Origin of the sequence: Streptomyces misionensis (assembly GCF_007896895.1) — a bacterium.
GTDB lineage: Bacteria > Actinomycetota > Actinomycetes > Streptomycetales > Streptomycetaceae > Streptomyces > Streptomyces misionensis_A.
Genome location: NZ_VOGW01000028.1, coordinates 41,045 through 66,539, shown reverse-complemented (window position 1 = coordinate 66,539; position 25,495 = coordinate 41,045). Strand labels below are relative to the sequence as shown.

At 72.9% G+C, this 25,495-nt stretch carries 22 protein-coding genes and 3 pseudogenes; 15 read left to right on the top strand and 10 right to left on the bottom strand.

The window, feature by feature from the left end:
- Positions 1 to 161: 161 nt before the first annotated feature.
- Positions 162 to 1,376 (top strand): methyltransferase domain-containing protein, encoded by a 1,215-nt coding sequence (locus FRZ03_RS04450; RefSeq protein ID WP_146463814.1) that lies wholly within the window; start codon positions 162 to 164, stop codon positions 1,374 to 1,376.
- Positions 1,373 to 2,437: a bifunctional GNAT family N-acetyltransferase/NUDIX hydrolase gene (locus FRZ03_RS04445; protein WP_146463813.1), complete on the top strand. Its 1,065-nt coding sequence runs from the start codon at positions 1,373 to 1,375 to the stop codon at positions 2,435 to 2,437. The genes FRZ03_RS04450 and FRZ03_RS04445 overlap by 4 nt, the downstream gene beginning before the upstream one ends.
- 65 nt (positions 2,438 to 2,502) lie before the next feature.
- Here FRZ03_RS04445 and FRZ03_RS04440 read toward each other — a convergent pair whose 3' ends face one another.
- Positions 2,503 to 3,126: a 3'-5' exonuclease gene (locus FRZ03_RS04440; RefSeq protein ID WP_186785249.1), complete on the bottom strand. Its 624-nt coding sequence runs from the start codon at positions 3,124 to 3,126 to the stop codon at positions 2,503 to 2,505.
- A 164-nt stretch (positions 3,127 to 3,290) separates the two neighbouring features.
- Positions 3,291 to 4,634: a COG1361 family protein gene (locus FRZ03_RS04435; RefSeq protein ID WP_146463811.1), complete on the bottom strand. Its 1,344-nt coding sequence runs from the start codon at positions 4,632 to 4,634 to the stop codon at positions 3,291 to 3,293.
- Between the two features lie 427 nt (positions 4,635 to 5,061).
- Here FRZ03_RS04435 and FRZ03_RS04430 point away from each other — a divergent pair, with 427 nt between their 5' ends.
- Positions 5,062 to 6,399, top strand: coding sequence for a dicarboxylate/amino acid:cation symporter (locus FRZ03_RS04430; protein WP_146463810.1), 1,338 nt, complete (start codon positions 5,062 to 5,064; stop codon positions 6,397 to 6,399).
- 90 nt (positions 6,400 to 6,489) lie between these two features.
- Here the strand turns inward: FRZ03_RS04430 and FRZ03_RS04425 are convergent, their stop codons facing one another.
- On the bottom strand, positions 6,490 to 7,371 hold the full coding sequence (locus tag FRZ03_RS04425; protein WP_146463809.1) for an alpha/beta hydrolase: 882 nt from the start codon (positions 7,369 to 7,371) through the stop codon (positions 6,490 to 6,492).
- Positions 7,372 to 7,526: 155 nt separating this feature from the next.
- Between FRZ03_RS04425 and FRZ03_RS04420 the strand changes: the two genes are divergently transcribed.
- Positions 7,527 to 9,584 carry an AfsR/SARP family transcriptional regulator gene (locus FRZ03_RS04420; RefSeq protein ID WP_146463870.1) on the top strand — a complete coding sequence of 686 codons (2,058 nt, stop codon included), beginning with the start codon at positions 7,527 to 7,529 and terminating at the stop codon, positions 9,582 to 9,584.
- A gap of 101 nt (positions 9,585 to 9,685) precedes the next feature.
- On the top strand, positions 9,686 to 10,471 hold the full coding sequence (locus FRZ03_RS04415; protein ID WP_146463808.1) for a DUF1963 domain-containing protein: 786 nt from the start codon (positions 9,686 to 9,688) through the stop codon (positions 10,469 to 10,471).
- An 18-nt stretch (positions 10,472 to 10,489) separates the two neighbouring features.
- Here FRZ03_RS04415 and FRZ03_RS04410 read toward each other — a convergent pair whose 3' ends face one another.
- Positions 10,490 to 11,431, bottom strand: coding sequence for an alpha/beta hydrolase family protein (locus tag FRZ03_RS04410; protein WP_146463807.1), 942 nt, complete (start codon positions 11,429 to 11,431; stop codon positions 10,490 to 10,492).
- Between the two features lie 210 nt (positions 11,432 to 11,641).
- Here FRZ03_RS04410 and FRZ03_RS04405 point away from each other — a divergent pair, with 210 nt between their 5' ends.
- Positions 11,642 to 12,037 carry a MerR family transcriptional regulator gene (locus FRZ03_RS04405; RefSeq protein WP_146463806.1) on the top strand — a complete coding sequence of 132 codons (396 nt, stop codon included), beginning with the start codon at positions 11,642 to 11,644 and terminating at the stop codon, positions 12,035 to 12,037.
- Here the strand turns inward: FRZ03_RS04405 and FRZ03_RS40045 are convergent.
- Positions 12,025 to 12,156, bottom strand: a pseudogene (locus FRZ03_RS40045) (VOC family protein); the annotation flags it as partial. The gene FRZ03_RS04405 and the pseudogene FRZ03_RS40045 overlap by 13 nt on opposite strands.
- Positions 12,157 to 12,406: 250 nt before the next feature.
- Positions 12,407 to 12,835: a VOC family protein gene (locus tag FRZ03_RS04395; protein WP_146463805.1), complete on the bottom strand. Its 429-nt coding sequence runs from the start codon at positions 12,833 to 12,835 to the stop codon at positions 12,407 to 12,409.
- Between the two features lie 587 nt (positions 12,836 to 13,422).
- Here FRZ03_RS04395 and FRZ03_RS04385 point away from each other — a divergent pair.
- The 4 genes from FRZ03_RS04385 (at position 13,423) to coaD (ending at position 17,671) form a co-directional block, all read left to right on the top strand.
- Entirely contained in the window at positions 13,423 to 14,229 is an 807-nt protein-coding gene (locus FRZ03_RS04385; RefSeq protein ID WP_261398559.1) for a methyltransferase domain-containing protein, read from the top strand.
- A 323-nt stretch (positions 14,230 to 14,552) separates the two neighbouring features.
- Positions 14,553 to 15,017: a universal stress protein gene (locus FRZ03_RS04380; protein ID WP_146463803.1), complete on the top strand. Its 465-nt coding sequence runs from the start codon at positions 14,553 to 14,555 to the stop codon at positions 15,015 to 15,017.
- Between the two features lie 84 nt (positions 15,018 to 15,101).
- Positions 15,102 to 16,979, top strand: a complete 1,878-nt coding sequence (locus FRZ03_RS04375; RefSeq protein WP_146463802.1) for an AMP-dependent synthetase/ligase — start codon at positions 15,102 to 15,104, stop codon at positions 16,977 to 16,979.
- 263 nt (positions 16,980 to 17,242) lie between these two features.
- The gene (coaD, locus tag FRZ03_RS04370; protein ID WP_146463801.1) at positions 17,243 to 17,671 is read left to right on the top strand and encodes a pantetheine-phosphate adenylyltransferase; all 429 of its coding nucleotides are present in this window, start codon (positions 17,243 to 17,245) and stop codon (positions 17,669 to 17,671) included.
- Positions 17,672 to 17,829: 158 nt separating this feature from the next.
- Here the strand turns inward: coaD and FRZ03_RS04365 are convergent.
- Positions 17,830 to 18,060 (bottom strand): annotated as a pseudogene (locus FRZ03_RS04365) (carboxyltransferase domain-containing protein); the annotation flags it as partial.
- A gap of 44 nt (positions 18,061 to 18,104) precedes the next feature.
- Positions 18,105 to 18,224, bottom strand: a pseudogene (locus FRZ03_RS04360) (LamB/YcsF family protein); the annotation flags it as partial.
- 220 nt (positions 18,225 to 18,444) lie between these two features.
- Here FRZ03_RS04360 and FRZ03_RS04355 point away from each other — a divergent pair.
- The 4 genes from FRZ03_RS04355 to FRZ03_RS04340 all read left to right on the top strand — a co-directional run bounded on the left by FRZ03_RS04355 (position 18,445) and on the right by FRZ03_RS04340 (position 21,883).
- Positions 18,445 to 19,164, top strand: a complete 720-nt coding sequence (locus tag FRZ03_RS04355; protein ID WP_146463800.1) for a DUF969 domain-containing protein — start codon at positions 18,445 to 18,447, stop codon at positions 19,162 to 19,164.
- Positions 19,161 to 20,135, top strand: a complete 975-nt coding sequence (locus FRZ03_RS04350) for a DUF979 domain-containing protein (protein ID WP_146463799.1) — start codon at positions 19,161 to 19,163, stop codon at positions 20,133 to 20,135. Before FRZ03_RS04355 ends, FRZ03_RS04350 begins: the two co-directional genes overlap by 4 nt.
- A gap of 78 nt (positions 20,136 to 20,213) precedes the next feature.
- Positions 20,214 to 20,864 (top strand): pyroglutamyl-peptidase I, encoded by a 651-nt coding sequence (gene pcp, locus FRZ03_RS04345; RefSeq protein WP_146463798.1) that lies wholly within the window; start codon positions 20,214 to 20,216, stop codon positions 20,862 to 20,864.
- Entirely contained in the window at positions 20,864 to 21,883 is a 1,020-nt protein-coding gene (locus FRZ03_RS04340) for a DUF2891 domain-containing protein (protein WP_146463797.1), read from the top strand. Before pcp ends, FRZ03_RS04340 begins: the two co-directional genes overlap by 1 nt.
- Before the next feature lie 165 nt (positions 21,884 to 22,048).
- Here the strand turns inward: FRZ03_RS04340 and dctA are convergent, their stop codons facing one another.
- Both dctA and FRZ03_RS04330 read right to left on the bottom strand, forming a co-directional pair.
- A complete protein-coding gene (gene dctA, locus FRZ03_RS04335) occupies positions 22,049 to 23,446 on the bottom strand; it encodes a C4-dicarboxylate transporter DctA (RefSeq protein ID WP_146463796.1) in 1,398 nt (465 codons plus the stop codon).
- Positions 23,443 to 24,561, bottom strand: coding sequence for a PrpF domain-containing protein (locus tag FRZ03_RS04330; protein ID WP_146463795.1), 1,119 nt, complete (start codon positions 24,559 to 24,561; stop codon positions 23,443 to 23,445). The genes dctA and FRZ03_RS04330 overlap by 4 nt, the downstream gene beginning before the upstream one ends.
- Before the next feature lie 144 nt (positions 24,562 to 24,705).
- Here FRZ03_RS04330 and FRZ03_RS04325 point away from each other — a divergent pair.
- The coding region (locus FRZ03_RS04325; protein ID WP_146463869.1) for a LysR family transcriptional regulator at positions 24,706 to 25,495 on the top strand (790 nt) is incomplete at its 3' end.

Genomic DNA, 25,495 nt, shown 5'->3' with positions numbered 1-25,495 from the left:
GGAGCCCCCCGGACCTGGACACTCCCCGACCGGCACCGACTGGCGGACCCGCCCCTCCAGGGCCGGGAGACGGCGGCCCCTGCCCCACCGCCGAGCGTCCGGGACCGCGCCCGTCCCTCCCCGCGGACCTGCTCGCCGCCGCGACCGCCGCTCGCGCGTCGATGGTCGAACACCTCGTGGCCGACGGTGAGCTGACCGACCCGCGGCTGCGCGCGGCGCTCCTGCGCGTACCACGGGAGGTGCTGCTCCCCCACGCCTACGTCCGGGTCAGCGGCCCCGGCGCGGACCCGATCGACTGGCGGCTCCTGGACGGCTCCCATCCCGACGACCGGGCGGAGTGGCTCGACCTCGTCCACAGCGGCGACTCCGTTCTCCTCCAGCGCAACGGCGAGCCGCTGTCCGGTCTCGGCCGGGGGCCGGTGACCGGCGGCCACATGACCTCCATGAGCACCTGCACCCCGGCCACCGTCGAGGCGCTGCAACGTCTTGGCCTGGAGCCCGGGCAGCGGTTCCTGGACCTGGGCACCGGCCCGGGGATCACCCTCGCGCTCGCCGCCGCCGTCACAGGTCCCGGCCACGCGACCGGCGTCGAGGCCGATCCGCACATGAGCGCGTTCGCCCGGCGCAACCTGGGCCGGCTGGACCTGGGCGCGGAGGTCGTCGAAGGCGACGCGCTGGACGGGCACGCCACGGGGGCACCGTACGACCGGATCCACTCCGGCATCGGCGTGTCCTGCCTCCCCCCGGCCTGGCCGGCCCAACTCGCCCCCGGAGGAAGGCTGCTGACCACCCTCACGACCAGAACACCCAGTTGGCCCGGACAGCTGTCCGTCACCCGCACCCCGAAGGGCGGGCTGCGAGCGCTCCTGCAAGGACGGCCGCGCGGCTGCCGTCCGCTGCTCGGCTACCGGTGGCTCACGGCCGTCGACCACCGGGACCGTGTCAGGGCCGACCCCGGACGGCCGCGCCCGACCCGGCTCGCACCGCCCGCGGACGACGCCCACGGCTTCTGGGTCGCCGCGGCCTACCTGGCACCGGGACTGGTCCGGGACTTCCAGGCCGGGGCGATGACCATCGTCGCGCCCCGGGAGGACTCCTGGGCGGTGGCCGGGCCCGGTGCCGGCACCGTGCGCGTGCACGGGCCGCGCGATGTGTGGGCCGAACTGGAGGACCTCCATGACCGCTGGGACCGCGCCGGCCGGCCGGACACCTACCACGTCGAGATGCCGGACGGCGACGGACCGCAACACGTCACCTCCGGTACCGGCCGGAAGGCCCTCGCCTGGACGCTGCCCCCACATGCCGCGGTGCCCCGCCGGTCCTCGTCACCCGCCCGGCGCGGCTCGCCCGACTCGCTTCAGGAAGGCACCCCATGAACGCCGACACGACCCCTGCCGCCACCGCCCGGCCGTCGGCCGTCGCCGAGCCGCCCCCCGTCCGCACGGCCACGCCCGCCGACGCCGAGGGCATCGTCCGCCTGCGCTCCGCGTACGTCCTGTCCCGGCCGCTGAGCGAGGAGTGGATCCGGCGGTGCACCGCCCAACTGGCTCCCCGGCTGACACCGGCCGGAGACGCCCGGTGCTTCGTCGTCGACGCCGCGGACGGCTCGCCGGCCGCCTGCGCGCTGGGACTGATCCACCCGGTCCTCCCGGCCCCGGCCTATCCCCGTGGCCTGGCCGCCCGTGTGCAGATGGTCGCCACCCGCCCGGATCTGCGCCGCCGCGGCTACGCCAGAGCCGTCGTCGGCGCGCTGCTCGATCGGCTCCGGGCCGAACACGTCACCCTGTTCGAGCTGCACGCCAGTGAGGAGGCGGCTCCGCTCTACCGCGAGCTGGGTTTCTCGGGCAGTCCGGCGCTGATGCGGATGACCCGGCCGGAGGAGCCGGCCGCGCCGGGCGTGCCGGCGCACGGGGACGGACCGCCCGGGGCCGGCCCGGGCTGGATGCCGCCCGAGCGGTACGCCGAGACGGTTCCGAAGGCCACGTGCTTCGCGTGCCTGTACTTCACCGACGAGGACGACCGGCCGCTGCAGTTGCGGTCCGTCTACTCGCCCACGCACCCGTGGCAGTTGGTGGGCGGCACGATGGACGCCGGCGAGCGTCCCTGGGAGACGGCCGTGCGGGAGTGCGCCGAGGAGACCGGCCTGACGGTGTCCGGGCCGCCGCGGCTGCTGGCGACGGTGTACGGACTGCCCGGCACCGAGTGGCCCTACAGCACGATCGGCTGCGTTTTCGACGGTGGCCGGCTTTCCGCGGCGCAGATCGACGGCATCGTCCTGGACCCGAGCGAGCACGACGAGGTCCGGGTCCTGCCGCTGCCCGGGTGGCGGGCATTGATGCCCCCTCGCGACTTCGCTCGCCTGAGCGCCGTGGCCCAGGCCCGCCGCACCGGCCGGGCCGCCTATTTCGACACCTGGGACTGGGAGACGACGGAGTGAGCGGCATCGTGCCTGCGTCCGACCGGCGAGTGACCGCGCTCCCCCGCCGTCGGCGCGTTGTCCCGTCACATCCTCGGCCGCGGTGAACGCCCCTGGTCGCCCTGGGCGGTCGAGCCCGCGGCCGGCCATGCGCCGCGGCCCAGCAGGTCGAGGACGAGTGCGGCGATGTTCCACGCGTCGTCCTCGCCGCGGTGATGACGCCCCTCGAGCGGCAGTCCGGCGATCCGCAGGGCCTGGTCCATGCCGGGCTTCCTGCGCAGCCCGTGGGCCGCACTGAAGACCGCCTTGGCGTCGGTGTGGGTGCGCTGCGCGGGATACCCGAACGGGCAGGCCACCCCGTCCGCCTGGCACTGCCGGGTGAATTGCCGGCGGTCGTACTCGCCCCAGCTCGTCCAGGGGCGCTCCCCGGCCTCGTACGCGCAGACGAGGGTGCGGCAGGCCTCGGCGAAGGTGACTCCCCGTTCCACCTCGGCTTGTGTCAGTCCGGTCAGTCGGGTGCAGAAGTCGCTGACCGCCGATCGGGCGGGGCGGACCAGGACACGGTGGCGGGACACACGGCGCCGCGCCGACACGTCCACGACGGTGAGGCTGATTTCGATGATCTCGTGCACCGAGCCGGGCGGCGGCTGCCCGTCCCAGCACGTGGCTTCCACGTCGATGACGTTCAGCAGGGGGGACTGGGGGATCATGGCGCCGAGGGTAGGGACGCGCGACCGGTTCCGGCACCTCGTTTTCCTCATCGGTCTGCGGTGAAGGCGGCCTTTCCCTCCGGTGTCGCGACTCCGTACGGCGAGGCGGCGGGTCGGCCTCGCCGCCGGCCGCCGCCCCACCGTCACCCCCGTGGAAACGATCCCTAATTCACCGTGAGGACGGCCGAGTTGTTCGTCAGGTCCGGGTCGTCGCGGAACTCGCCGAACGGGGGATGAATGCTGACCTCACCCGTCGCCCCGGGCACCACCGTGTCGATCCGGAGCTTGAAGGGGAAGGAGCGCTCCGTGTTCTCCAGCACCCAGTACGGCAGCGAGCAGTCGTAGCGGGGGGCGCCCGTGCGGTTCGGGTAGTAGCCCCCGGAGAGGGTCCGCGGCACGCAGCCTTCCGGCACGCCCGTGACGGTGGTGCCGGACGGGACGATCAGCCTGACGTCGGCGACCGGGTCCCCGGAGCCCAGATTGCCGAGCCAGGCGGGCCCGTTGTTCTTGAAGGTGGGTGACGCCGTGACCGTCTCGCCCGCGGCGCCCGTGACCGCCGCGCCGGTCACCGAGAAGTCGGCCGTGTTGTCGGCGCCGATCTGCAGTGCCACATAGTCGTCGGCGCCTCCGAGGTCGGTCGCGCCGATCGGCTGCGCCGATATGTCCACCCGCTCCCGGAGCGCGTGCGAGGTCAGTTCGACCTGCGGCGGTTCGGGCAGTTCGAAGGAGGCGCCCGGTGCCAGATCCTGGTGGAAGGTGCAGGTCGCGTACGACATCGGGGCGTACTCGTCGCCGCTCGACGTCGTGTAGACGCAGGCGTCGTACCGGTTGAGGTACCGCACGCCGTACGAGGCCGTCATCGTGACGGTGAAGCCGTGCGCGGTCTCGTTGCCGTGGTTGGTGAGCGTGAACGGGAGCGTCTGCGTGCTGCCCGGCCGGGCGCCCTCGATGTCGCCGCCGGTCGTGAGCCCGAGGTCGGGTCCCGAGGCGACGGTGACCGTGGTGTCGAAGCTGTCGTGCGGGGCCGTGAGCGTACCGTCCGGGCCGCCGGTGGCCGTCGCCTCGAAGGTGATGCGGCCCCGTGCCCCGACGGCCGCCCCGTCGGCCGCGCGGACCTTGAGGTGCACCTCGCCGCCGGTGGTCCCGGTCACCGGCACCTCGGGCACGTCGCACACCGCGGTCGCGCCGCTCGGCGTGCAGTTGTCCGGCCAGGTGATCTCGGCCACCCCGGCGAGTCCGGAGGCGTCCACGGTGAGCCGGCCGTCGGTCACGGTGAAGTGGTCGTTGTCGTGGTTGAGCCTGACGTCGAGCGTGCGGGTCATCGGGGTCCCGCCGTCGACGCCGAGCGGCAGGGTCGGCTCGTACGGGGCGGTGATCCAGAGCTGGTCGGTCTCCGGCTCGGTCCCGGCGTACGCGGGAGCGGTGGCGAGCCCCAGGGTGACGAGTCCGGCGGCAACCGTCGTACAGGCTCCGAGCCGCAGTGCGCGGCGGACGGAGTCGGCTCTCATGACATCTCCAGGTGAGAGGCGGTCAGGTCACGCGGTCGGCGTGGTCGCCGATCAAGGGCCCACGCCGGGCCGCTTCTCTTTGACGATCAAGGAGAGTCGAGGGTTGTACGACGATCTCGGCGCCGAGGGGCCAAAGACCTGCCAAAGTTCTGCTTTGATGTTCTCAAAGTAAGGATGTTAATGTCCTTACGCCATGAAGACAGCAACCGTGTGCCCCCTGGGCGCCCCGCGCGGCGTCCGCCGCACCGTCACGAGCGTCCTGCTCGTGCAGCGTCTGCATGTCGACCTCTGCCTCTGCATGTCCGCGGCTTGTTGCGTCTGATCGCCAACTCCTCGATGCAGCGGCACCGTTGACCTCTCCACGGTCGCCGCTCCCGTACGCCCTGCTCGTCCCTCCCCGCGCGTCCCCACTGGAGTGTGTCCTTCCGTGTCCACGAACACCGCTGATCCGAAGCCCGCGAAGCCGGGCTTCCGGATACCCGTGCCCTTCTGGGCCCAGGTCCTGCTCGGCCTCGCCGTCGGTCTGGTGCTCGGCTATGTCGCCCGCACCTACGACGTGTCCTGGCTCGCCACCACCCTCGACAAGGTCGGCGGCATCTTCGTGCAGCTGCTGAAGCTGGCCGTGGCTCCCCTGGTCTTCTTCGCGATCATGGTGTCCATCACCAACCTGCGGAAGGTCAACAACGCGGCTCGCCTGGCCGGCCGCACCCTGCTCTGGTTCATGATCACTTCGCTGATCGCGGTCGTCATCGGCCTCGTCATCGGTCTGGTCTCCAACCCGGGGTCCGGCTCCTCGCTCACCCCGGCCGACGGCGCCAAGCCCGACCACGCCGGCAGCTGGCTCGACTTCCTCACCGGCATCCTCCCGACCGACGTCGTGACGCCGTTCGTCCAGCTCAACGTCCTGCAGATCGTCTTCATGGCGGTCGTCGCCGGTATCGCCATCCTCAAGATCGGACCGAAGGCCCAGCCGATCCTCACCCTCTCCGAGTCCGTCCTGGAGCTGTTGCAGAAGGCCCTGTGGTGGGTGATCCTGCTCGCTCCGATCGGCTCCGCCGGACTCATCGGCCGGGCCATCGTGCAGTACGGCTGGGACCTGCTCGGCAACTACGCGACGTTCACCGCCGACATCTACATCGGCTGCGCCCTGGTCCTGTTCGGCGTCTACCCGCTGCTGCTGGCCTTCGCCGGCAAGCTCAACCCGGTGCAGTTCTTCAAGGGCGCCTGGCCCGCCATCCAGCTCGGCTTCGTCTCCCGTTCCTCGGTCGGCACCATGCCGGTCACCCAGCAGTCGGCAATCCACCTGGGCGTCCCGAAGGAGTACGCCTCCTTCGCCGTGCCGTTCGGCGCGACGACGAAGATGGACGGCTGCGCGGCGATCTACCCGGCCATCTCCGCGATCTTCGTGGCCCAGATCTTCGACGTCCAGCTCGGGATCAAGGAGTACCTGCTCATCGCCTTCGTCTCGGTGATCGGCTCGGCGGCGACCGCCGGTCTGACGGGCGCGACGGTCATGCTGACGCTGACCCTGTCCACCCTGGGCCTGCCGATGGAGGGCGTGGGCCTGCTGCTCGCCATCGACCCGATCCTGGACATGATGCGCACCGCGACCAATGTCGCGGGCCAGGCCCTCATCCCGGTCATCGTCTCCGCGCGGGAGAACATCCTCGACCGGACGAAGTACGACAACGCGTCGGCGTCCCCGGTCGACGAGGCCGAGAGCGTCCACGGCGAGCCCCGGCCCGCCGCCTCTGTGGCCGCCTGACCCCTGCGGGCCGACCGGCCCGCCCCGCGCTCCGCCCTGCCGGCCTCTCCTCGGCAGGGCGGAGCGCTTTTCACCGGCGCGTCACCGAGGTCAGCGGCGCACCAGGGCCCTGATCTCCTCGGTGATCATCCCGGGGTCCTCCTCGGCCATGAAGTGGCCGCAGGAGACCGTGCGGTGGCGCAGGTCCTCGCTCCAGGCGCTCCACAGGCTCCGGGCGTGGTAGCCGAGGGCCGCGCCCCAGTCCTGCTGGAGCACGGTGACGGGCATGGCCAGCCGGTTGCCCGCCTCCTTGTCGGCGGTGTCGTGGGCCACGTCCACGCCGGCCGAGGCGCGGTAGTCGGCGACGATGGACGGCACGGCCGCCGCGGACGCGGCGAGGTAGTGGTCGCGGACCCCGTCGGGGATCGCGTCCGGAGTGTTGGTCCAGGCGTCGAGGAAGTGGGCGAAGAAGGGCCGGGCGGCGGCCTGGATCATCTGCTCCGGCAGGCCGGGGGGCTGCGCCATGAGGTAGAGGTGGAAGCCGACCGCCCCGGACACGCCGTGCAGGGCGTCCCACATGTCGAGGGTCGGCAGGATGTCGAGGAACAGCGCGCCGGACACCGTGTCCGGGTGGTCCATCGCGGCGCGGAACGCGACCAGGGCGCCGCGGTCGTGGCCGGCCAGGGTGAAGCGATCGTGTCCCAGCGCGCCGGCGAGACGGACGATGTCGCGGGCCATGGTGCGCTTGGAGTAGACGTCCTGACCGTTCTCGACGGGCTTGTCGCTCGCGCCGTAGCCGCGCAGGTCGGGACAGATGACGGTGTGGTCGGCGGCGAGGTCTGAGGCGACGTGCCGCCACATCAGGTGCGTCTGCGGGAATCCGTGCAGCAGCACGACGGGGCTTCCGGTGCCGCCGACGGCGGCGTGGAGCGTGACGCCGTCGTCGACCGGCACGCGGTGCTCGGTGAATCCGGGGATGCTCGGGTGGGTCACAGCGACTCCTGCGGTTCGTGGCAGAGTGGACATGTCCGGGGCCCTGACCTGGGTGGTCCGGTCGTTCCGGGACGTCACCCAGGTTGGGGGCCCCGGATCAGTGATCGATGAGCGGATTCGAGGGACCCCGGGTGGCGGCGCGCCGGGAGGACGGCATGGGTGTGGAGTTCGGAATTCTGGGACCGGTCGCCGCCTGGGAGCCGGACGGCACCCCGCTGCGCCTCGGCGCGCCCCGCCACCGGGAAGTGCTGGGCCGGCTGCTGATCGCCCGGGGGCGGGTGGTGCCGGTCGGCCGGCTGGTCGCCGATCTGTGGGAGGACGAGCCTCCGGCAGGCGCGGTCGGCGCGGTCCGCACCTTCGTGGCGGCGCTGCGCCGCGCCCTGGAACCCGGACGTCCTGCCCGTCAGCCGTCCCGGCTGCTGGTCACCGACGGCCCGGGCTACGTCCTGCGGGCCGGCCGGGGTGCGGTGGACGCCTGGCGTTTCGAGGAGTGCGTCGCGCGGGCCGCGAAGGCGCCGCCGCAGGCGGCGGTCGCCTTGTGGGACGAGGCGCTCGCCCACTGGCGCGGGCCGGTCCTGGCCGACTTTCCCGCCGCCGCGTGGGCCGCCGCCGAGCAGGCCCGGCTGGAGGCGCTGCGCCTGGACGCGGTCGAACGGCGCGCCGACGCCCTGCTGGCCACCGGCGCGGCCCGGGACGCCGTGGCCGACCTGCGCGCCCACGTCGCCGCGCATCCGCGCCGGGAGGACGGCTGGGTGCTGCTGGCCACCGCGCTGGAGCGGTGCGGGATGCGCGGGGAGGCCGTGACGATCCTGCGGGACGCCCGTCGGGAGCTCAGCGGCGCCTACGGGCCCGGTGCCGGGGCGGCCCTGGCGCGCGCCGAGGCCCGCCTCCTCGCCGCGGGCGGCTCCGCGGCCGAACCGGCGGGGGCGGCGGGCGGCGTGTGGGACCGTACCGCCGCCGCGTGGGAGCGCTCGGTTCCGGCGGGGTCGCGGGCGCGGCTGCACGCCACCGCCGGTCTGCTGCGCGACCTCGCGGTGACCGGCGCCGACGGTCTGCGGGAGGCCCGCGCGCACCGCCGGGACCTGGTGGCGGCGGCCGAGACGAGCGGCGACGGTGAACTGGCCGCCAGGATCATCGGCTCCTACGACGTGCCGGCCGTGTGGACCCGCGCCGACGACCCCGAGGACGCCGGGGCGCTCGCCCGTTCCGCGGCCCGCGCCGCCGCCCGGCTCGGCCCGCAGGGGCCGCCCGCGCTGCGGGCCCGGCTGCTGTCGGTCGTCGCCGTCGAGTCACGCGGCGACGCCGCGGCCGACACGCCGCCTCCCCGGGCGGCTGATCCGCGCGCCGCCGAGCCGTGGCGGCTGCGCGCCGAGCGGGCCGCAGAGGAAGCCGTCCGCCTCGCGCGCCGCCTCCAGGACCCCGCGCTGCTCGCGTTCGCCCTCAACGGCGCCTTCATGCAGTCCTTCGCCACCTGCGGTTCGGCCGCCCGCCGCGATGCCCTGGGCACCGAACTGACCCGGCTCGCCGTCGACCACCAGTTGCCCGGCCACGAGGTCCTGGGCCGCCTCGTCCGCCTCCAGGCCCTCGCGGGACTGGGCGACCTCGCGGCGGCGGATGCGCAGGCCGAGGAGATCGACCGTCTGGCGCACCGCAACGAACGGCCGCTCGCCGGGGTGTTCACGTCCTGGTACCGGGCCCTGCGTGTGTGCGAGACCGACGGCTGGGAGGCCGCCCGCCCCCGGTACGCGCAGGTCCTCGCCGAGACCGCCGACTGCGGGATGCCCGGCCTGACCCGGGGCGTGGCCGTCCTCGTCGCGCTGGTCCCGGTCATGCGGGGCGACTCTCTGCCCGGGCCCGAGGAGTTCGCCCACCTCGACGCCGGCCCCTACCGGCCCTGGCTCGCCCCCTTGCTGCTGGCCGCCTCCGGCGCCGCCGACCAGGCCCGCCAAGCCCTCGCAGCGGTCCCGCGACCGCCGCACGACCTCCTCCAGGAGGCTCTGTGGTGCGTCCTCGCCCGCGCGGCGGCGGCCGTGGGCCACCTGCCGGTGCTGCGTCGCGCCCGTGACGAACTCGCCCCCGCGCACGGTGAGTTGGCGGGAGCCGGCAGCGGGCTGGTGTCCTTCGGACCGGTGGCCCGCCGGCTGCACGCCATCGACGCGGTCCTCGGTGAGACCGGCCCGCCCGGCACGCGGGCCACCGACGGAGCCGCGTAGCCCCGGCGTCTTCCCTCTCCTTGCGCCCGCGTGGTCGGACGAGGAGGAAGCGCCGTGGGCGATGGCAGCGTCAACCGGCTGACAGACCATAGGGTCGTGCCATGACCGACACGGAAACCGTTGACGAGACCCCGGCGGCCCGGGCCGCCCGCTTCCGCGCGGAGGCCGCCGCACGGGGGATTCCGGCCGCCCAGGTGGAGGCGTACATACGCGGAGCCCGCCCGGCGATCTACCTGGCCGAGGACGGCCCCGGCCCGGTGGTGGCGCTGACCGGCGGGCACCCGCCGCTGCCGGCGGGTGCCCCCGCGCCGACGGCGGCGTTCGTCGCGGCCGTCGACTGCGCGGCGCTGCCTCCGGGGGCGACCGATCTGCCGCTGCCGACCGAGGGCCACTTGCTGTTCTTCGCCGACCCCGATCCGGGCAGCGGAGCGGTGCTCGCCGACGCCGTGCGGTACGTACCGGCCGGGACGCCGTCGGCGGAGCGACCGGCCGACCCGGACGACGGCCCGGACACCTACCGCCGGGCGCGGCTGGACTTCTGCTTCCACCAGTGGTCGTGGCCGCCGCGCGAGGAGGACGACGACGAGGAGTCGGAGCGGCTCGCCGAGTTGGAGTCCGCCTGGTCGCACGTGGTCGGCTGGCGCCCTCGCTGGCGATTCCAGCTCGGTGGTGAGCCGAACTCCTTCAACTGGGACCCGGTCGAGGTGGCCCGGGACGACGTGCCGCTGCCCGCCGCGGACGGCGACGAGTGGACGCTGCTGGCCAGCTGGCGCGGCGACGACGACTGCGAGGAGCTGGAGTCGGGTCTCTTCCACTGGGTGATCCGCCGCTCCGACCTGGCCGCCCGCCGCTTCGACCGGCTGTACGTGTACGTCGACGCCTTCTGACGGGCCCGGGGCGGGCGGCTACTTCGACTCCAGCCGTCCCAACGGGTGGTATCCACCGGCGAGTACGGCCCGCGCCGTTTCCCAGTCGGTGTGGTCGGTACCGGTGACGTGCAGCAGGTAGGCGAGGGTGACCTGCTGGACGAGGGCGACGCGGTCGGGGTTCTCGTCGGTGGTCTCCGCCGCCTCGTAGCCGGAGATGCCACCGAGGGAGTGCCGGCCGCCGTAGACCGTCAGCAGGCTCTTGTCGCCACCGCTGAGGGTGTACGGGTCGGTCGTCCAGGACGGTCCCCGGGTGGAGAGCGGGAGTTCGTCCTCGTCCCCGGCGACGACGAGCCCGGGGGCGGTGATGTGGGAGAAGTCCTGGCCGCGCAGCCACGGGGCGTTCTCCAGGGCGAAGGGCGTCAGTTCGTCGCCGCCCCGGCCGGCGGTGGCCAGTTGGACACTGGCCATGACCCGGGGGTCGGACATGTCCCGCGCGACGCCGGTCAGCGGGTCGGTGACGCGCAGACCCACGAGGATGCCCGCGGTCTGGCCGCCGAAGGAGTGCCCGGCCGCGACGACGCGACCGTGGTCCATCCGGCCGGCCAGACCGGGCACGGCCGCCTCCAGGGTGGCGAGTTCGTCGAGGATCCGCTTCATGTCCTGCACGCGGTACCGCCACAGATGCGGCCTGCGCGGATCGTCCGCGGCGATGCCGAGCCGCCTGGAGTCGAGGTGGGTGGCCTGGATCACCACGAAGCCGCGGGAGGACCAGTGGTCGACCAGCGGTGCGTAGCCGTCCAGGTGGGAGCCGAATCCGTGCGCGAACAGCACGATCGGCAGCCGGGTTCCGGTGACCGGCGCGGAGACGCGTACGTGCAGGTCCTCGCCGCGCTGCGGTGCGGGCAGCACGACCGGTCCGACCGACACCGCCGGGGTGGGCGCGGGGCCGGTGAGGCCGGTCGTCTTGTACGTGGTCATGGGGGTGCTTCTTCCAGGTGCGGGGTGTGTGGCGGGGCCGGGCCGGCTTGAGGGAGGGAACGCGTTTCGGCACGCTTCCTTCGTCCGAGCCCTCGCGCAACAGGGGATGAACCAGGAGGAAATCCCCCGGAGAGGCGCATGTCGGTTACGCTAGAACCTCACGCCGGTGTCAGGGGCAAGCCGCCTGACGGATGTCCCGCAGGAGTCGAGATGCGCGTCGGAGAACTCGCCGCCCGGACCGGCGTCAGCGTCCGCGCCCTGCGCTACTACGAGGAGCAGAGGCTGCTCACCGCCGAGCGCAGCCCCAGCGGCCAGCGCCACTACCCCGAGAGCGCGGTCGACCGGGTCCGGCTGATCCAGCAGCTGTACGCCGCCGGGCTGTCCAGCAAGGCGATCGTCGAACTCCTCCCGTATGTCGTCGACGGCCGGGCCACTCCCCCACTGCTCACGCGGTTGGCGGCGGAACGCGAGCACGTCGACCAGCGCATCACCGATCTCCTGCACTCCCGCGACCGGCTCGACGCGGTCATCTCCGCCGCCACCGGCAACATGCTCACGGGCGCTTCCTGCCGGGGGGAAGGCGGTCGACTCCACGGGCGGGCGTAAGGCCGGGTCATGACCTCCATGTCGTGGCCGTCCGGGTCGTCGAAGTAGGCGCCGCGGCCACCGAACAGGTCGTTGACCCGGCCGGGCCGGGTGTGGCCGGGGTCCGCGTAGTAGGACATCGGTGGGATGTCTCCGGTCTCGGTATCCGTTCGCAAGGCGCCGTACGCGGGCGCCGGGAGGGAAGACGCGGAGAAGGGGGCGGGTCTCTGGCCCGCCTCGGGCTCATGCCGAGGCCGGGAAACCCACTCGTGCGTGGCCCAAGGCCGACCCGGCAGTCACGTGACCGACCTCAGTGATCACCGCGGGCGAGGGCAACACCGTTCCTCGGCGGTGATCCCGCCCTCATGGGACGGCCCCCGCCTCATGTGCTCAGTCGATGCAGAACTCGTTGCCCTCGATGTCCAGCATCGGGATGCACGAATCGTTGCCGTCGTACAGGGTTTGCACGTGTACGGCGCCGAGCGGGACCAGTCGTGCGCACTCGGCCTCGAGTACGGCGAGCCGTTCTTCGCCCACGAGTCCGGTGCCGACCCGCACATCGAGATGCACCCGGTTCTTGACGGCCTTTCCTTCGGGGACGCGCTGGAAGTACAGCCGCGGGCCCACGCCTGAGGGATCCACGCAGGCGAACCATGAATCCCGCTGCTCGGGTGGCTGCGCACGCTTGTAGTCCTCCCACGTGGCGAACCCGTCGGGTGGCGGCGGGACGACATACCCCAGCACCTCGCACCAGAAACGGGCGAGACGCTCGGGCTCGGCGCAGTCGAAGGTGACTTGGAACGTCCTGATCGCTGACACCGGTGCACCGTACCAAGGGACTTGGGGCGTTGCCGCTCATTACCTCGGGTCCCGGCCCGCGGCCGTTCGCCGGCCTCCGGGTACGGCGGAACGGCAGGCGGCGGTCACCGGTGGCCGCGGAAGAACGCGGTGATGTCGTCGGCCGGCAGGCCCGGTTCCTCGTGGGCGGCGAGGTGGCCGCCTCGGGGCATGCGGGCGTAGCGCGCGAGGTGGTGGGTGCGCTCGGCCCGTCGGCGTGAGCACGGGTGACCGATCGCCGTCGGCCCGTACCCGCAACGGCGGTGGCGGTCCCGGGAGCCTTTCCCTGGACCACGGCGCCAGGACATCTCATAGACTCATGACGTGGCATTCATGAGCACCCCGCACTGCTGCTTCCTGTGATCGGAAGGCGTTGAGGGCGATGCCGGACGGCGTCGCCATCCTTGGCGTGCCCACCGCGTGAACCGCGTTACCCGCGCTGCCCGTTGCTTCCCGAGGCAGCGACGACCCGAGTGCGCGTGCGGGCACGGTCCCCCTTCCCTTCACCCCGTGCCAGGAGTGCCTCGTGCCCGTGTCGCTTCCCCCCCGCCCTCGAACTCTCCCTCGACCTGCTTCGCTGCCCGACGTGCCGTACGCGCCGCCTGCGCGCCGACCACACAGCACTGCGCTGCCCGGTGGGTCACACCTTCGACATAGCCCGCCACGGCTACGCCGGCCTGCTGACGGGTACCCGCGCCACGAGCGGCGACGACGCCGCCATGGTCCAGGCCCGGCACCGGTTCCTGTCCACCGGCGCCTACGCGCCCATCCGCGAAGTGGCGGCCCGCCTGGCGGCCGACGCCCCGTCCGAGCGGAGCACGGTGGTGGACGTGGGATGCGGCACGGGCTACTACCTGGCCGGCGTACTCGACCGGCTGTCCGGCGCCCGCGGTCTGGGGCTGGACACATCGGCGCGCGCGCTGCGCTCGGCAGCCCGGGCCCACCCCGGAGCCGCCGCGGTGGCCTGGGACGTCTTCCGTCCCTTCCCGCTGGCCGACGGGACGGCCGATGTCGTGCTGGACGTGTTCGCCCCGCGCAACCCGGCCGAGTTCCACCGAGTGCTCCGCCCGGCCGGCCGGCTGATCGTGGTCCGCCCCACCGGGCGGCACCTGGCCGAGCTGCGCGGCCGGTTGCCCGCGATGGTGACGATCGACCCGGCCAAGGAACAGCGCCTGCACCGGGCGCTGGCCCCCTTCTTCGAGGCCGCCGTCACCGAACAGGTGGAGTACGCCGCGGCCCTGACCCGGCCGGACGCCGTGGACCTGGTGGCGATGACGCCGAGCGCACGCCATGTGAGCCGTGCCCGCCTCGACGACGGCCTCCTGCCCGCTCAGGTCACCGTCTCCGTGCTGGCCACCGCCTACCAGCCGCGGTGACCACGGGCGGACGCATGCGCCCGCCCGCCGACGTGCGATGAGCACGCGCCCGGCCTTCCCGGCACGCCGGGAAGGCCGCGTGGCATCGCCCTGTCGGCCGACCGTCGAGATGAGAGCAGTGCCTCGCGCCGCGGCGGTGCGCGACACCCGCGTCGGTACGCATCACCCGAAGGCCGGGGGGCGGCCGGTCCGTCGCCACCGCGCCTCCCGTGCCCCGCACGGGCCGCCGTCGGTGGGGACCGCCGCCCGGTGAAGTGGCGGCTCCCCACGGTCACGGAGATGGTGGTGGGAGGGGGCGTCTACGACCAGGTGGGAATCACGTGATGAACAACGAGGCCGCAGCCCCGCCGCGCATCGTGGTGGGCGTCGACGGGTCCGAGCAGTCGAAAGCGGCCGTCCGATGGGCGGTGAACCAGGCGAAGCTGATCGGCGGCGCTGTCGACGCGATCCTGGCCTGGGACCTTCCGACACCGTGGCACGGTCTGGTCTCGCCCACGGAGAAGGAGTCGAGCGACTACGCCGAACGCATGCGCACGGTCCTCGACCAGGCGATCGACGAGGCCCTCGGCCCGGGTCCGGGCCGGCCGGTCCCGCTGCGCGCCACCTCGTCCCACGGGCATCCGGCCGCCGTTCTGCTCGATGCCGCCGAGGGAGCGGATCTGCTGGTCGTGGGCAACCGGGGGCGCGGCGAGATCCGCGGGACACTGCTGGGCTCGGTCGGCATGCACTGCGTGCAGCACGCGCCCTGCCCCGTCGTCGTGATCCGCGGCGCCGGCAACGGAGGCTGAGGGGCCGCGGCCGGCACGCCGACCGCCCGGTCACCACGTCGAAGCGGCCCGCCAGCTCCGGTCGGGCCCGTCTCAGGAGATCCGATGAAGGACGCGGCGCACCACCGCAACCCCGCCCCGCCGGCCTCCTCGCGGGGCGGCCGGTCACGCCCCGGGCCACGCGTCGTCAGCGAACTGTCCGTGCCGGCCGTCGCGGCCGTCGCGGACTCCGCCGTGCTCACCGATCCGGTCTGGGACAACGCGGCCGACGCGCCGGACGCGATCCAGTTCGCCCGGCGCGTGGACGGCCGGTGGCAGGACGTGACCTGCGCGCAGTTCCGCGACGGTGTGGTCGCGCTGGCCCGCGGCCTGATCGCCGCCGGGGTGGAGGTAGGGGACCGGGTGGCGCTGCTGAGCGGGAACCGGTACGAGTGGGCCCTGATCGATTACGCGATCTGGGCCGTCGGTGCCGTCGCCGTGCCCGTCTACCAGACCTCCGGGGCCGAGCAGGTCGCCTGGATCCTGTCCGACTCCGGCGCGGTCGCGTGCTTCGCCGAGACCGACGCCCACCGTGCGACGGTGGCCGCAGTCAGCGACCGGCTCCCGGAGCTGACCAGGCTGTGGCAGATCGAGGGGCCGCGCGGCGCGGTCGACGAACTGATCGCCGCGGGTGCCGCGGTGCCGGCCGGGGAGGTCGAGCGGCGCCGCCATGCGGTGCGGGCGGACGACACGGGCACGATCGCGTACACCAGCGGCACGACCGGCCGGCCGAAGGGCTGCGTCCTCAGTCACCGCAACCTGTGCTTCGAGGTCGCCAACGCGGTGCCGAAGATGCGGTCGATGCTCCGGCCGGGCGCCTCGACGCTGCTCTTCCTGCCGCTCGCCCACTCGTTCGGCCGCCTGATCCAGCTCGGCTGTGTGCAGGCCCGGGTTCGGATCGGGCACGTTCCCGACACCAAGAACCTCGCGGCCGATCTCCGGTCGTTCCGGCCGACGTTCGTCCTCACGGTGCCGCGCCTCTTCGAGAAGATCCGCAACACCGCGCGGCAGGAGGCGCGGGCCGCCGGCCGGGGACGGGTCTTCGAGCGCGCCGAGCGGGTCGCCGTCGCCTACAGCCGCTCGCTCGACACCGGCGGCCCCGGACCCCTCCTGCGCCTGCGGCACGCGGTGTTCGCCAAGCTGGTGTACGGCGGCATCCGCGCCGCCCTCGGGGGCCGGTGCACGCACGCGATCTGCGGCGGCGCTCCGCTCGACCCCCGGCTGGCCCACTTCCTCCGGGGTGCGGGCATCGACGTACGCGAGGGGTACGGGCTGACCGAGACGTCCCCCTTGATCACCGCCGGCTTCGACGGCGAGGTGCGCTTCGGTACCGTCGGGCGGCCGCTGCCCGGCACCACCGTGCGCATCACCGACGAGGGCGAGGTTTTCGTCAAGGGCGGTCAGGTGTTCAGCGGGTACTGGAACAACGAGGCCGCCACGGCCGAGGCCCTGGACCCGGCGGGCTGGTTCCACACGGGTGACCTCGGCGAACTGGACGACGGATACCTGCGGATCACGGGCCGCAGGAAGGAACTGCTCGTGACGTCGAACGGCAAGAACGTCGCGCCCGCCCCGCTGGAGAACCGGCTGCGGGGCCGTGGAGTGATCAGCCAGTGCATGGTCGTGGGCGACGGAAGGCCGTTCATCGGGGCGCTGGTCACCATCGACGAGGACGCGTTCGCGGCGTGGAAGGCCGGCAACGGACGGCCGGCCGGCGCGACCGTCGCCGATCTCCGTGAAGACCCGGGATTGCGCGCGGTCGTCCAGGAGGCCGTGGACCACGCCAACCAGTCGGTCTCGCGCGCGGAGTCGATCAGGGCCTTCCGTATCCTGCCCCGCGACTTCACCGCGGCCGGCGGAGAACTGACCGCGTCGCAGAAGGTGAAGCGCGATGTGGTGGCGCGGGAGTACGCCGACGAGATCGCGGCCGTCTACGGCGGTTGACGGGGGAACGCTCGGGCCGTGGCGGAGCCCGCCGTGGAGCTGCCGGTCTCCTCGGCCCCGGACAGGTGTGGGGTCCGTCCGGATCGAGCCTGACGAACCCTCCGGACTCGACGGAGCCGGGCTTGCCCACCAGCGACGTGTCGTAGCCGAACCACGCGCCCGGCCGGACCTCGACGGCCGTGCGCCGAGCGCCACTTGGACGACGCATCGGCCGTCGGGAGCACGCCGGGCGCCGGCGGAGCCGCTTGTTATTCTTGCCGATCATGCGAGCCCTCTTCCCAGGATCCTTCGACCCGGTCACCCAAGGGCACCAGGACGTACTCCGGCGCGCCGCCCTCCTGTTCGACGAGGTCGTCGTGTGCGTGATGTCCAATCCGAACAAGAGCGGCCGCTTCCCCGTCGCGGAGCGACTGGAGCTGCTCCGTGCGGCGGCAACCGACTTGAGCAACGTGACGGTCGACTCCCACACCGGCGGGCTGCTGGTCGACTACTGCCGCGACCGTGGGATCGACGTCGTCATCCGCGGTGTCCGCGGCGGTGCCGACCTGGACTACGAGCTGCCGATGGCCCGCATGAACCACGAACTGGCCGGAGTCGAGACGTTCTTCATCGCCGCGGACCCCTCCCTGGCCCACATCTCCTCCACCCTCGTCACCACGATGAACCAACAGGGCCGGGTCCCCGAGCGATGAAGTGAGCGAGCCTCCCGGTTTCCGTCCGCGGTCTCCGGCTGGTCGGCCGCTGCGGGTCGGCCACGAACCGCAGCCGTGCACGCGTCGTACAGGTCCCCGCCGGCACGGAACCCGGGTGCGGGGGTGCCGCGGCGTGGCACGTGCGGGGTCCCGGGCAGGCCGGTGAAGTAGCCGAACCGGGGGGCGCATCCGCAGAAGCCGACGCGGCAGGCGTGCGCGCAGTGACGGCCGGCGACCTCCTGGACGCCGATCCCGTACAGGGCGGCCACCTCGGCCAGGTCGCGCCCATCGGAGCGGACGGGCATCTCGGCCGTTCCCCCGGTGTCGGCGGCCCGTGCGGGGACATCCTGGTGAGCGGGGCGGCGGGCCGGCGCCGTGGGATCGGGCACGCCGTCGAGGACAACGGTTCGCGCGCCGGGCACGATCTCCTCCGTTCGACGTAAGCCACGTCGGTGCGCGCCGCCCGGGCGAAGACGCGCAGGGCACCGATCCGGTACGCCGTCTCCGCCGCCAGTTCCCCGCCGGGCACGTCCATGGCGCGCCGTCCGAAGCCTTCACCGAGGTCCGCGTCGAGATCGATCACGACCCCGAAACCAGATGGTTGTTGAACGATCCGACAAGGGGTCCTGTGGTTCGTCCGGGAGCGGCGACGTGAACCCACCCCTTGTTCGATCGTTCAACGATCACCTAGGGTCCGTGCATCCCCCTGGAACCGGAAAACCGGCTCCGCCCCTGCGGGGCGCCCTGTCCCCAACGCCTGAAGAAGGCCGCGCATGATCGTTCTCCTCGGTGTGGTCGTGGTGATCCTCGGATTCGTCACACGCCGCAATCCCGTCCTGGTCGTGGGCGTCGCCGGGATCGTCACCGGACTGCTCGGCAGGATGAACCCGCTGGAGGTCCTCGCGGCCTTCGGCCGGTCCTTCGCCGACAGCCGCTCGGTCACCGTCTTCGCCATCGTGCTCCCCGTGATCGGCCTCCTGGAGCGCTACGGCCTGCGTGAACAGGCCCGCAACCTCATAGGCCGTCTCGGCAGTCTCAGCGCCGGCCGCTTCCTCACCGTCTACCTGCTGGTCCGGCAGGTCACGGCGGCCTTCGGCCTCAACAGCATCGGCGGTCCCGCGCAGACCGTGCGGCCGCTCGTCGCACCCATGGCCGAGGCGGCGGCCGAACGGACCACGGGCGCGGCACTGCCCGAGCGCCTGCGCGAGAAGGTGCGCTCCTACGCGGCCTCGGCGGACACCGTCGGTGTCTTCTTCGGCGAGGACTGCTTCATCGCGATCGGCTCGATCCTGCTGATCACCGGTTTCGTCAACTCCACGTACCACCAGGAACTCGAACCGACCCAGCTGGCGCTGTGGGCGATTCCGCTCGCCGTCTGCGCCTTCCTCATCCACGGCGCCCGTCTGCTGCTCCTGGACCGGCGACTGGAGCGCGAGATGGCGCTCGCCGCCGCGGAGCACGACCTGCCGCTGCCGAAGGGAACCACCAAGTGATCAAGGTCGAATGGCTCTACTGGCTGGTGGGCCTCGTCTTCGTCGTCATGGCCGTGCAGATGGCGGCCGACCGCAGCAACCCGAAGCGGTGGACGTCCGCGGCGTTCTGGGGGCTGCTCGGCCTCACCTTCCCCTACGGCACCGGCGTCGCCAACGGTGAGGCTCACAACGGCGGCTGGACCCTGCCCGCCGAACCGCTCGGTGTGGCGGTCCTCGTGCTGATCGTGCTCGCCGGGGGCAACTTCCTCGGCAAGGGCGTCCCGGTGACCACCACCGCCGAGCAGCGCGAGGCCTCCGCGGCCCGGCTGGGCAGCCGGATCTTCATCCCGGCCCTGACGATCCCGCTGGTCGCGATCGTGTGCGCCTCCGTACTCGACGACTCCGGTCTGTTCGAGACGGGCAAGGCCACGCTGATCGGCCTCGGCGTCGGATGCGTCGTCGCCCTCGTCGTCGGCATGCTCGTCACGGGTGAGAAGAAGGTCTCCGCGCCGCTGCACTCCGGCCGCTCCATGCTGGAGGCGATGGGCTCCGCGCTGCTGCTGCCCCAACTCCTCGCCGTCCTCGGGTCGATCTTCGCGCTGGCCGGGGTCGGCACCCAGGTCGGCAGGATCGTCGACGACGTGCTGCCGGACAACTCGAAGTACCTCGCGGTCGTCGCGTACTGCGTCGGCATGTTCCTGTTCACGGTGATCATGGGCAACGCGTTCGCCGCCTTCCCCGTGATGACCGCGGCGATCGGCTGGCCCGTCCTGATCGAGCAGATGCACGGCAACGAGGCCGCCGTCCTCGCCATCGGCATGCTGGCCGGTTTCGCCGGCACGCTGTGCACGCCGATGGCCGCCAACTTCAACATCGTCCCGGCCACCCTGCTCGAACTGAAGGACCAGTACGGGCCGATCAAGGCGCAGATCCCGACGGCGCTGCCGCTCCTGGTCTGCTGCACCGTGATCATGGCGGTCTTCGCCTTCTGAACCGCCCGGCCGGCACCGCGCGCCCCGGGCCGCCCGTGCCCGGCCCGTCCCACCGTCGTTCCCCGTGAAGGAAGTGCCATGACCCGTGTGCTCGTCACCGGCTTCGCCCCCTTCGGCGGCGAGACAGTGAACCCCTCCTGGCAGGCGGCCTCCCTGCTGGCCGCCGAGCCGCCCGCCGGGCTCACGGTCACCGCCGCCGAACTCCCCTGCGTCTTCGCCACCTCCCTCGGCGCGCTGCGGGACGCCGTCCGCGCCTGCTCCCCCGACCTGGTCCTCTGCCTGGGCCAGGCGGGCGGCCGTCCAGCCGTCACCGTCGAACGCGTCGGCATCAACCTGGACGACGCCCGCATCCCCGACAACGACGGCGCACAGCCGGTGGACGAACCGGTCGTGCCCGGCGGCCCCGCCGCCTACTTCTCCTCGCTGCCCGTCAAGGCCTGCGTCGCCGCCGTGCGCGCGGCCGGGGTCCCGGCCGCCGTGTCCCACACCGCCGGGACCTTCGTCTGCAACCACGTCGCCTACGGCCTCGGCCACCTGCTCGCCACCGAGTTCCCGCACGTCCGCGGCGGTTTCGTGCACGTGCCCTGGGCACCCGAGCAGGTCACCGACGGCACCGCCCCGGCCCTGGAGCCCGCCACCGTCGCCCGCGGCCTGCGCGCCCTGCTGGTCGCCGCCGCCACCACCCCGGCGGACCAGGACCTGAAGACCACCGAGGGGGCCACCCACTGATGCCGCTCGCCTCCTACGCGACACCCTTCGCCCGGCTCGCCCTCGCCAACATCACCCGCGAGTACCCCAACTCCCCCGCCCACCTGGTCACCTCGGCCGAAGAGGACGTGCGGCCGAGCACCCTGCACCCCGCCTTCTACGGTGCCTATGACTGGCACTCGTCGGTCCACATGCACTGGCTGCTCGTGCGCGTGCTGCGCCGTCACGGCGCGACGCCCGCGCTCGCCGGGACGGCGGCGTTCACCGAGGTGCTCGACCGGCACCTCACCCCGGACGCCCTCGCCGTCGAAGCCGCCTATCTCCTGGCGCGGCCCTCCTTCGAGCGGCCGTACGGCTGGGCGTGGCTGGTCGCACTCGCCGCCGAGTGCCGGGCGTACGGGGGTGCCGCCGGCGCACGTTGGAGCGAGGCGCTGGCACCCGCCGTCGCCGCCGTCGACCGGCTGCTGGCCGACTGGCTGCCGAAGGCCACCTACCCGGTGCGCCACGGCAACCACCCCAACAGCGCCTTCGCGTTCGGTCTCCTCCTGGACGCCGGGGAACTGTCCGCCACCACCACCGAGGCCGTGCGGGAACGCCTGCTGACCTGGTTCGCCGACGACCACGACGCTCCCGCGCACTGGGAGCCCTCGGGCCAGGACTTCCTGTCGCCCGCGCTGAGCGAGGCCGACGCGATGCGCCGGGTGCTCGACGGGGAGCGGTTCGCGCGGTGGCTCGACCGTTTCCTGCCCGCGCTGCGTTCCGGCGCGCCCTGCCCGCTCCTGGACGTGCCCGTCGTGTCCGACCACGCCGATCCGCAGATCGGTCACCTGCTGGGCCTCGCCCTGAGCAGGGCCGCCGCGCTGCGGTCGATCGCCGGGGCGCTGCCGGCCGGCCCGGTCCGCGGCCGCTTGGCCGAGGCGGCCGACGCGCACCTCGCCGCGGGCCTGCCCGCCGTGGAACGCGGCGACTTCACCACCGACCACTGGCTGGCCACCTTCGCCGTGCTGGCGCTCGACGTGCCGGACCCCGGCGAGGCCTGACAGGGGGCCGAACGGCCCTGGCAGCCGTAACTGACACGGGGTGCCCCCCGCAGGGGGCTGAGATCACACCCGCCGCGGTGCTCGGGATGCTGGCCGACGCCGGGCAAGTGAGGTGGGCGGGGCGGCCCGGCGCAGTCCGCGCCGGGCCGCCCCGCCCACGCGCCGTCAGCGTGCGACGGGGACGGGGGCGTGGGTCGCGGCGGGTGTCTCCTTCGGTTCGGGCTCGGCCGGCACGGCAGTCGGAGCGAGGCTGGGGGCGTAGGGCATCTCGCCGCGCAGGACGGATTTGGCGCGATCCTCGTCGAGCTCGCCCTCCCAGCGGGCGACGGCCAGGGTGGCGACGCCGTTGCCGACCAGGCTGGTCAGCGCGCGGGCTTCGGACATGAACCGGTCGACACCGAAGATCAGCGCGAGGGCGCCGACCGGGACGTGCGGGACAGTGCCGAGAGTGGCGGCCAGGGCGATGAAGCCGGAGCCGGTGACGCCTGCGGCGCCCTTGGAGGTGAGCAGCATGACGACGAGCATGGCCAGCTGCTGGGTGAGGCTGAGGTGGATGCCGAGGGCCTGGGCGAGGAAGACCGAGCCCATGGTCAGGTAGATGGCGGTGCCGTCGAGGTTGAAGGAGTACCCGGCGGGCAGCGTGATGCCGACGACCGGTTTCGAGGCGCCCACGTGCTGGAGCTTGGCCATCATGCGCGGCAGGACCGGCTCGGTGGACGAGGTGCCCAGGACGATCAGCAGCTCTTCTTTTATGTAACGCAGGAAGGGCAGCAGCCGCAGTCCGTTCAGGCGCATCACGGTCCCGAGGACGACCAGGACGAAGAAGAGGGAGGTCAGCCAGAACGAGCCGACCAGCAGGGCCAGGTGACGCAGGGTGCCCAGGCCGTAGTGGCCGATGGTGAAGGCCATCGAGCCGAACGCGCCGACGGGGGCGAGCCGCATGATCCAGCGGATGAGCGTGAACAGGACCGTGGAGAACTTCTCGATGCCCCGGGCGATGCTCAGGCCGGCCTCCCCGCTGGCGTGCAGGCCGAAGCCGATGAGCACCGACACCAGCAGCACCGGCAGGATCTCGTTGCCGGTCAGGGCGCTGACCAGGGTGCCCGGGATGATGGCCAGGAGGAAGTCGGCGAAACCCTCGTGGGCCGTAGCGGCCTCCGGCGGCAGGCCCTTGTCGGACAGGGCCGAAGCATCGACGTGCAGACCGCTGCCCGGCTGGACGACGTTGACGACGACCAGGCCGACCACCATGGCCACGGTGGTCAGCACCTCGAAGTAGACCAGAGCTTTCAGGCTCACCCGGCCGACCGCGCGGGCGTTGCCCATGGAGGCGATGCCGTGGACGACCGTGCAGAAGATGATCGGCGCGATGAACATCTTCATCAGCGCGATGAAGCCGTCGCCGAGCGGCTTCAGGTCAGCGCTGAAGGACGGCCACAGCCCGCCCACGGCGGCGCCGAGAAGGACGGCGATCAGGCACTGGACGTAGAGATGGGACAGCATCCGGCGGATGCGGCCCGGTGGTGCGGTGACGGTACCCGGGGCGGCGTCGTTGCGGCTCATGCGGGGCGTCCTTCCGGGACGGGGACAAGGAGTTCGGCTCGGGCGATACGCCGGGCGGCGCGGTGCAGCAGCACCGTGGGGGACGCGCCGTCCGGTGCGGGAACGGCTCGGGTGGTGACCACCCCGGCGGGGGTGCCCAGGCGCAGCGTGCCGTCGGCGGTCTGCCGGGCGACGCGGTGGGCGAGGGTGCCAGGGGTGGCGGCGGCCGTGGCCAGGGCCACGGCGGAGGTCAGGCCGATCGCCGGGTGCGGGGCGTGCATGGAGACCATGCGCACGGCCAGGTCGTACTCGTCCTGGTTGACGAGGATCCCCTGTGCGGTGCGATAGAGCGCGGGTCGGGCGACGATGCCCACCTTCGGCACCGTGTGACTGACCGGATCGTCCTCGCGGGCCAGGCCCATGGCCAGCGCTGCCTGGCGGCGCAGCAGCGTCAGCGCGGGCACTGCGGCGGCGAACGCGGTGAGGGATTCCGTGCCTTCCAGGCCGAACGCCTTGGCCTCGAACAGCGCGGCGGGCGCGCCGGCGTCCACCAGGGACGCCTCCACGGGACCGTCCGGGCCGGTCAGCTCGTCCAGTGCCCGGCCGGTCGGCAGTGCCCGGCCGGTCGTCGAGCCCGCCGGATCCTTAAACCCGAGCAGGACCGGCACGCCCCGCGCCGAGGTGCCCGGCACCATGGCGGTGCCCTCCTCCGGGGCCACGCCCGCGGGGGTGGGGATCGTGCCGGCGAGGCGGGCCCCGGTGTTGACGTTGAGCATGCGGACCGTGGTGGTGTCCGCTGTGATCGGCACGAGATCGTGGTGGACGGCGTACAGGGCCACGGCGGTGGCGCAGTTGCCGCAGTTGCTGGCCCACTCCACGCGTTCGTCGCCGATCCCGACCTGTGCGAAGGCGTACTCGACATCCACCCCCGGCTGGGTCGACGCCCGTACGACGGCGGCCTTGGAGGTGGTGGAGGAGGCGCCGCCGACACCGTCGATCTGGCGGGGGTCGGCGGCGTTGAAGGCGGCGAGCAGGAGCGCATCGACGTCCACGCCCGTGGCGGCCACGTCGTGGTGGTCGAAGATCCAGCATTTGCTGGTTCCTCCGCGGATCATCTCGCCCTGCAGACGCAGCACAACTGACTCCTCACAGCCATGGAAGGGGGCCCACCGACGGTCTCTCCGTGCGGGGTGTCCTCCACGGTGGGTTACGGCAGCGTGAAGTACAATCTCGGAAATCTGCATGGCTATTAAGCTGAAGTGAACGCTGGAGGTGGCGGCATGCTCGACGTCCGGCGAATCCTGCTGTTCACGGAGGTCGCCCGGCGCGGCTCGGTGACCGCCACAGCCCGCGCCCTCAACTACACACCGTCAGCGGTATCGCAGCAGATCAGCCGCCTGGAAACGGAGGCGGGCCAGCCGCTGCTCGAACGCCATGCCCGGGGCGTCACCCTCACCGACGCCGGCCGGGCACTGGCCGAACGAGGGCACCGGATCGAACGCGAACTGCGGGCCGCGGAGAACGAACTCGCCGACTACGCCGGCCTGCGTGCGGGCACCCTGCGCATCGGCACCTTCCCCACGGTCGGCGCCTCGCTCCTCCCGCAGGCCGTGATCGCCTTCCGTGACGCCCACCCCGACGTACGGCTGACCGTCCGCAGCGCCCGCATCGCCGGGCTGTGGACCATGCTGGAGAACCGCGAGATCGAGATGTCGCTGATGTGGGACTACGACTGGAGCAGAATCGACCGGGAGGACATCGTCGTCACCCCGCTCCTCGACGACCCGCCGGCCCTTCTCGTCAGCGACCGCCATCCACTCGCCGGCCGCGGCACCGCCTCACTCGCCGACTTCGCCCACGACCCCTGGATCACCCGCGCCGAGCACCATCCGGTGGCCGAAGCCCTCATCCGCGGCTGCCACGCCGTCGGCTTCGAGCCCCATATCGTCTACGAGGCCCACGACTACCAGGAAGCCCAGGCCATGGTCGCCGCCGGCATCGGCGTCGCCCTCGCCCCCACCCTGGCCCTGGAGGGCATCCGACCCGGCGTCGACGTCCTGCCCCTCCAAC

Coding starts and splice junctions, on each gene's coding strand:
- FRZ03_RS04450 (WP_146463814.1), top strand. CDS start 162: ATGGTCGAACACCTCGTGGCCGACGGTGAGCTGACCGACCCGCGGCTG.
- FRZ03_RS04445 (WP_146463813.1), top strand. CDS start 1,373: ATGAACGCCGACACGACCCCTGCCGCCACCGCCCGGCCGTCGGCCGTC.
- FRZ03_RS04440 (WP_186785249.1), bottom strand. CDS start 3,126: ATGATCCCCCAGTCCCCCCTGCTGAACGTCATCGACGTGGAAGCCACG.
- FRZ03_RS04435 (WP_146463811.1), bottom strand. CDS start 4,634: ATGAGAGCCGACTCCGTCCGCCGCGCACTGCGGCTCGGAGCCTGTACG.
- FRZ03_RS04420 (WP_146463870.1), top strand. CDS start 7,527: ATGGGTGTGGAGTTCGGAATTCTGGGACCGGTCGCCGCCTGGGAGCCG.
- FRZ03_RS04415 (WP_146463808.1), top strand. CDS start 9,686: ATGACCGACACGGAAACCGTTGACGAGACCCCGGCGGCCCGGGCCGCC.
- FRZ03_RS04410 (WP_146463807.1), bottom strand. CDS start 11,431: ATGACCACGTACAAGACGACCGGCCTCACCGGCCCCGCGCCCACCCCG.
- FRZ03_RS04405 (WP_146463806.1), top strand. CDS start 11,642: ATGCGCGTCGGAGAACTCGCCGCCCGGACCGGCGTCAGCGTCCGCGCC.
- FRZ03_RS04380 (WP_146463803.1), top strand. CDS start 14,553: ATGAACAACGAGGCCGCAGCCCCGCCGCGCATCGTGGTGGGCGTCGAC.
- FRZ03_RS04375 (WP_146463802.1), top strand. CDS start 15,102: ATGAAGGACGCGGCGCACCACCGCAACCCCGCCCCGCCGGCCTCCTCG.
- coaD (WP_146463801.1), top strand. CDS start 17,243: ATGCGAGCCCTCTTCCCAGGATCCTTCGACCCGGTCACCCAAGGGCAC.
- FRZ03_RS04355 (WP_146463800.1), top strand. CDS start 18,445: ATGATCGTTCTCCTCGGTGTGGTCGTGGTGATCCTCGGATTCGTCACA.
- pcp (WP_146463798.1), top strand. CDS start 20,214: ATGACCCGTGTGCTCGTCACCGGCTTCGCCCCCTTCGGCGGCGAGACA.
- FRZ03_RS04340 (WP_146463797.1), top strand. CDS start 20,864: ATGCCGCTCGCCTCCTACGCGACACCCTTCGCCCGGCTCGCCCTCGCC.
- dctA (WP_146463796.1), bottom strand. CDS start 23,446: ATGAGCCGCAACGACGCCGCCCCGGGTACCGTCACCGCACCACCGGGC.